Source organism: Nocardia farcinica (assembly GCF_029867845.1).
Lineage (GTDB): Bacteria > Actinomycetota > Actinomycetes > Mycobacteriales > Mycobacteriaceae > Nocardia > Nocardia farcinica_A.
This window is the reverse complement of record NZ_JARWRU010000437.1, coordinates 1-4,754: the sequence shown is the minus strand read 5'-3', so window position 1 is coordinate 4,754 and position 4,754 is coordinate 1. Positions and strand designations below refer to the sequence as shown.

The window sequence follows — 4,754 nt, the reverse complement described above, 5'->3', positions numbered from 1 at the left end:
CCGAGGCCCTGGTCAGGCACACGTGCCCGACGACCTCCTCGAATTCCACCGCGACCAGCGAGAGGGTGGCGATCCAGGCGGGATCGCCGCGCAGCCGCTCCACCAACCCCACCTCGACCGGCTCGGCATCCGCCTGCCCCGTGGCCGGATGCGCGGGGTCCGTGCGGGCGGAACCCGTCGCCTCGGCGTGCACCCCCGCCGCCACCGCGTCGCGCACGGCGGCGAACGCGCTGCGGTGGACCGCCGCCACGGCCGCGGCGTCGCCGGATTGTTCACGTCGGATCAGCATCACGTCTCCTCCCGGAGCCCAACGGCCGTGCATCCGATCCGCCGACCTCGCTGTTTTCCAGTCTGAGCCAGCCGCACCGGCCTCGCAACGCCATTTGCCCGCCACCCGGGGCAGGTGCCGGACCGTGGTGTGCCAGACTGCGCCGCATGGCTGAAACCGCGACGTTCACCAGGGCCGAGGTGGCCGACCGCATCGATCACACGCTGCTCGCGCCGGAGGCCACCGACGCCGACGTGGCGGCTCTGGTCGCCGAGGCCAGGGCGCTGGGGGTGTACGCGATCTGTGTGTCCCCCTCGATGCTGCCGGTGCGCGCGCCGGGCCTGGTGGTGGCCACCGTGGCCGGTTTCCCTTCCGGCAAGCACCACTCGCTGGTCAAGGGCGCGGAGGCCAGGCTCGCGGTGGACCAGGGCGCGGCCGAGGTGGACATGGTCATCGATGTGGGCGCGGCGGTGGCGGGCGAGTACGACGCGGTGCTCGCCGACATCCTCACCGTGCGCGAGGCGGTCGCCGACCGGGCCGTGTTGAAGGTCATCATCGAGTCGGCGGCGCTGAGCGACGAGGCGATCGTGGAGGTGTGCCGGGTCGCCGAGCGCGCGGGCGCGGATTTCGTCAAGACCTCCACCGGTTTCCACCCGGCGGGCGGGGCCAGCGCGCACGCGGTGCGGCTGATGGCCGAGACCGTCGGTGGACGGCTGGGGATCAAGGCCAGCGGCGGCATCCGCACCGCCGAGGCGGCCGCCGAACTGCTCGCGGCCGGGGCGACCCGCCTCGGGCTGTCGAAATCGCGCGCCGTGCTCGAGGGTTTCGCCGACTGAGCGCGGGCGGACCCGGGTCGAGTGCCGTCGACGTGTGCGCCGTCGACGCGAGCGCCGCCGGTTCGTGTGTCGCCGGTTCGTGTGTCGCCGGGGGCCTCAGCAGCGCACGTCGGTGTCGCCGACGGGCTCCAGCTCGGTGCGCCCGCCCGCCAGGGTGACGTCGATGCCGTCGTCGGTGACGTCGATGCCGGTGGCCTGCAACCCCATCGGGTAGCTCTGCAGGCTCTGGGTGAACAGGTCGACGATGCCCGACACCAGGTCGGTGGGCAGGCCGTAGCCGAGCAGGTTCGCCGACATGGTCTGCACGTCGACCACGCCGTCCTTCGCCGTCGGGCGCACCTCGAGTTCGGCCAGGCCGCCGAGCACGGCCAGGGTGAGAGTGTCCTTCGAGGCGGACGATTCGACCCCGCTGACCAGCCCGCCGAGGGTCTGCGCGATGCCCTCGTTGCTCCAGGTGACCTCCGCCGAGGAGCTGCCGACGACACCGCTGCCGTCGTCCTCCATCTCCAGGTCACGGAACTTCGCGTGCACGTCCATGCCGACCGCTGGGCCGAACTTGTCGCCCTCGCTGTCGACGGTCACCGCCGAGACCTTGCCGTCGACCCAGCTCAGCAGGAGCGGCTTGGCGCCGAAGCCGACGTCGATGGTCGAGCCCATCTCCTGCTCGAACTGGTCGCTGATGCAGTTGGCGATGCGGTTGCGCGCGTAGACCTCGGCGGCGACCAGGACCGTGACCAGCAGCGTGGCCACCAGGGCCAGGGCGATCCACAGTGTCCGCCTGCTGACCCGCGCGGTGACGGGGGGCTTGGTAGTCATGCCGACGATTCTGTCCTACCTTTCTGTGCCTGCTCTGTGGCCGCGATGAGGGACACGAATGTGACATCCGACACAGGATCTCGGCGTAGCCTGTGATCATGGCTGGCGAAGCGGCGGGCCGCGTACCCGATTCCGTCGACCGACCGTGGCGTGTCCTGCGGCGACTCGCGGGCAGGCATGCCGGGTACTTCACCACCAGGCAGGTGTTGCGCACCGGCTGCGAGGCCAGGGTGCGCCAGGCGCTGGCCGAGGGCGCGGTGCGCCGGGCGGGCATCGGCATCCTGCGGCTCAGCGAATATCCCGACGGCCCGCTCGACGAATACGCCATGTGGTCGGCCTGGTTCGACGGCGCGGTCGCCGTCTCCCATCACAGCGCGGCCGACCTGCACGGCATCGGACGGCTGCGGCCGCGTTTCCTGCACCTGTCGGTCGGCGCCGGGCGTCCGCCGGTCAGCTCGCACCTGGTGGTGCTGCGGCGCTCGCTGTCGGCCGCCGACGTGGAATCGGCCGGATCGTTCCTGGTCACCACGCCGGTGCGGACCATCACCGATCTGGCCGAGACCGACATCGCGCAAGCCGCCCTGGACGAGGTGGTGCGCGACGCGGTCACCATCGGGCGGTGCAGGCCCGCGGAGATCGCCACGGCGGTGGCCGAACTGCCCCGCCGCAGCGCGCTGCGGGTGCACCGGGCGCTCGACGTCGTGTGAGATCCACCCCCCCCGACGCCGGCGCTCAGCGGGGATCGGGCGCGACGGTCGCCCAGGGGACCGACAGCACGTTGTCGCGCATCCGCCTGCGGTATTCGCGCACCGGCACTCCCTGCTGTCGCATCAGCTCGGCGGCCGCCCGCCAGCGCACCCTCGGCCCGAACGGCGCCATCGCCGCCGAATGCGCCCACGCCCGGTCGGCGGCGGCCAGCAGGGCGTGCACCGGCTCGCCGGGCACATTGCGGTGGATGAGCGCCTTGGGCAGACGTTCGGCCAGGTCGGAGGGGGTGTCGACGGTGAAGGGGTCCCAGGCCAGGGTGAGCGAGAGCGGGCCGTGCCGGTCCAGCAGCACCCAGGCGCAGCGGCGGCCGAGCTCGTCGCAGGTGCCGTCCACCAGCAACCCACCGGGGGCGAGGCCGGCGATGATGTGCGCCCATGCGCCCGCCACCTCGGACTCCTGGTACTGCCGCAGCACGTTGAACGCCCGCACCAGCACCGGGCGCAGGCCCGCCAGCTCGAAACCGCCGCGGGCGAAACGCACGCCGTCCTGGTCGGGGACGACGCGGGCCGGGTCGATCTCCAGACCGACCACCCGCACGTCGGGCCTGGCCGCGCGCAGCCGGGTCGCCAGCTCCAGGGTGGTCCACGGGCTCGCGCCGTAGCCGAGATCGACCACGAGCGGGTCCTCCGCCTCGCACAGCCTGGTGCGCACCAGCTCGTCGTGCACCAGCCAGCGGTCGCTGCGGCGCAGCCGGTTCACCCCGGTGGTGCCGCGGGTGACGGTGCCGATGGGCCGGGTGGTCAGCTGCTGGTCTGCGTGCGCTTTTCCAGCCACTTCACGGTTTCCTCGGCCTCGCCGCGGAACAGGTCGACGAGATTGACCAGCATCAGCTGCTCGAGGCGCGGGCCGACCATCGGGATGAACACCTTGGCCTCGGGGGAGAAGCGCATGGTGCAGCCGGTCTCGGTGGGAAACAGCGTGATGTCGCCGCGCAGGCTGCCCGGGCCGCCGGGGATGGAGGCGGAGAACCGGCCCTCGGTCTCCTCGCCGTCGAACGGGCCCCAGCTCTCCTTGCGGGTGATCACCATGTCCTTGCGGATCACCGTCTGCGCGATCTCCGGCAGCAGGGTGCGCGGCAGCACGTGGTGCATGACGATCTCGATGCCGTCGTCGGTGACCTCGTGGCTGTGCACCTCGTTGTCGGGTGTCAGCTCGCGCAGCCGTTCCATCCGCGCCTCCCAGTAGTCCCGGGACGACAGTGCTTCGTACAGCTCCGCGGTGGTGTGCAAGGGGTAGCGAGCCGAGTAGTCCAGACGACGTGCCATGCCGCCTACGTTAGAAGGCGGCGACCCGATCCGGCCTCGCGGGGGCGCTCAGCGGCGCGCGCCCCACAACGGGGAAGGCGCGCGACCCGCATCACGGAAGGCTCGGCGCGGTGCGAGCCGGGGTGTCGGTGAACGTTCAGCGCCGTGCGAGCCAGGTGTTGGTGAATTCGGCCTCGGAGCGCAGCAACTCGGTCAGGTGCTCCTTGATCGCGGCCTCGATCTTGCCGCCGAAGAGCGGGACCTTGACCTCGATGGTGCCGTCGACGACGGCGGTGGCCGAGGCGTCGTCACCGCTGAGGGTGATGGTGCCCGACATCTTCGCGGGCGCGCCCTCCACGCTCGCCTCGTAGCGGGCGACATTCCCGGTCCAGGTCTCGGTGCGCGGGATCACCAGGTCGCCCGGACGGACGGCGGTGACGGCGGGCGGCAGCAACTCGGCGGCGATCGCCTGCACCATGTGCACGCGCACGCTGTCGCCCTCGACGGTCACGCTCTCCAGACGGGCGTTCGGGCCGCCGACCTCGGCGATGCGGTCCTTCCAGTACTGCTCGTCGGAGAATGCCGCGCGGACGGCCGCAACGGGATGGGTGTATGCGGCCGTGTACGCCAGGGGTGTTGCCATGACAGGACACGCTACCGTCTGGGGCGTGCGAATCTCACCTGTGGTGTCGGGCGACGCGGTCCGCGATCTGCTGGCCGGAACGGGCGCGGTGGTGCGCGAGGACGTCCGGCTGGCGGAGCTGACCACGCTGCGCGTCGGCGGTCCCTCGGGTGGGGCCCGGGGGGGGGGCGCCCCGCGGG

6 protein-coding genes and 1 pseudogene are annotated in these 4,754 nt (G+C 72.1%); 2 read left to right on the top strand and 5 right to left on the bottom strand.

Annotated features, from left to right (window positions below):
- Positions 1 to 289, bottom strand: a pseudogene (locus QH283_RS09315) (hypothetical protein); the annotation flags it as partial.
- A 146-nt stretch (positions 290 to 435) separates the two neighbouring features.
- Here QH283_RS09315 and deoC point away from each other — a divergent pair.
- Entirely contained in the window at positions 436 to 1,104 is a 669-nt protein-coding gene (gene deoC, locus QH283_RS09310) for a deoxyribose-phosphate aldolase (RefSeq protein WP_280502617.1), read from the top strand.
- A gap of 96 nt (positions 1,105 to 1,200) precedes the next feature.
- Here deoC and QH283_RS09305 read toward each other — a convergent pair whose 3' ends face one another.
- Positions 1,201 to 1,920, bottom strand: a complete 720-nt coding sequence (locus QH283_RS09305; protein ID WP_280502616.1) for an LmeA family phospholipid-binding protein — start codon at positions 1,918 to 1,920, stop codon at positions 1,201 to 1,203.
- 98 nt (positions 1,921 to 2,018) lie between these two features.
- Between QH283_RS09305 and QH283_RS09300 the strand changes: the two genes are divergently transcribed.
- Positions 2,019 to 2,627, top strand: coding sequence for a hypothetical protein (locus tag QH283_RS09300; protein WP_280502615.1), 609 nt, complete (start codon positions 2,019 to 2,021; stop codon positions 2,625 to 2,627).
- 25 nt (positions 2,628 to 2,652) lie between these two features.
- Here the strand turns inward: QH283_RS09300 and QH283_RS09295 are convergent, their stop codons facing one another.
- The 3 genes from QH283_RS09295 to QH283_RS09285 all read right to left on the bottom strand — a co-directional run bounded on the left by QH283_RS09295 (position 2,653) and on the right by QH283_RS09285 (position 4,575).
- Positions 2,653 to 3,462 (bottom strand): class I SAM-dependent methyltransferase, encoded by an 810-nt coding sequence (locus tag QH283_RS09295; RefSeq protein WP_280502614.1) that lies wholly within the window; start codon positions 3,460 to 3,462, stop codon positions 2,653 to 2,655.
- On the bottom strand, positions 3,429 to 3,953 hold the full coding sequence (locus tag QH283_RS09290) for a DUF2505 domain-containing protein (protein ID WP_280502613.1): 525 nt from the start codon (positions 3,951 to 3,953) through the stop codon (positions 3,429 to 3,431). Before QH283_RS09290 ends, QH283_RS09295 begins: the two co-directional genes overlap by 34 nt.
- 136 nt (positions 3,954 to 4,089) lie before the next feature.
- Positions 4,090 to 4,575: a DUF2505 domain-containing protein gene (locus tag QH283_RS09285; RefSeq protein ID WP_280502612.1), complete on the bottom strand. Its 486-nt coding sequence runs from the start codon at positions 4,573 to 4,575 to the stop codon at positions 4,090 to 4,092.
- Between the last annotated feature and the right edge of the window lie 179 nt (positions 4,576 to 4,754).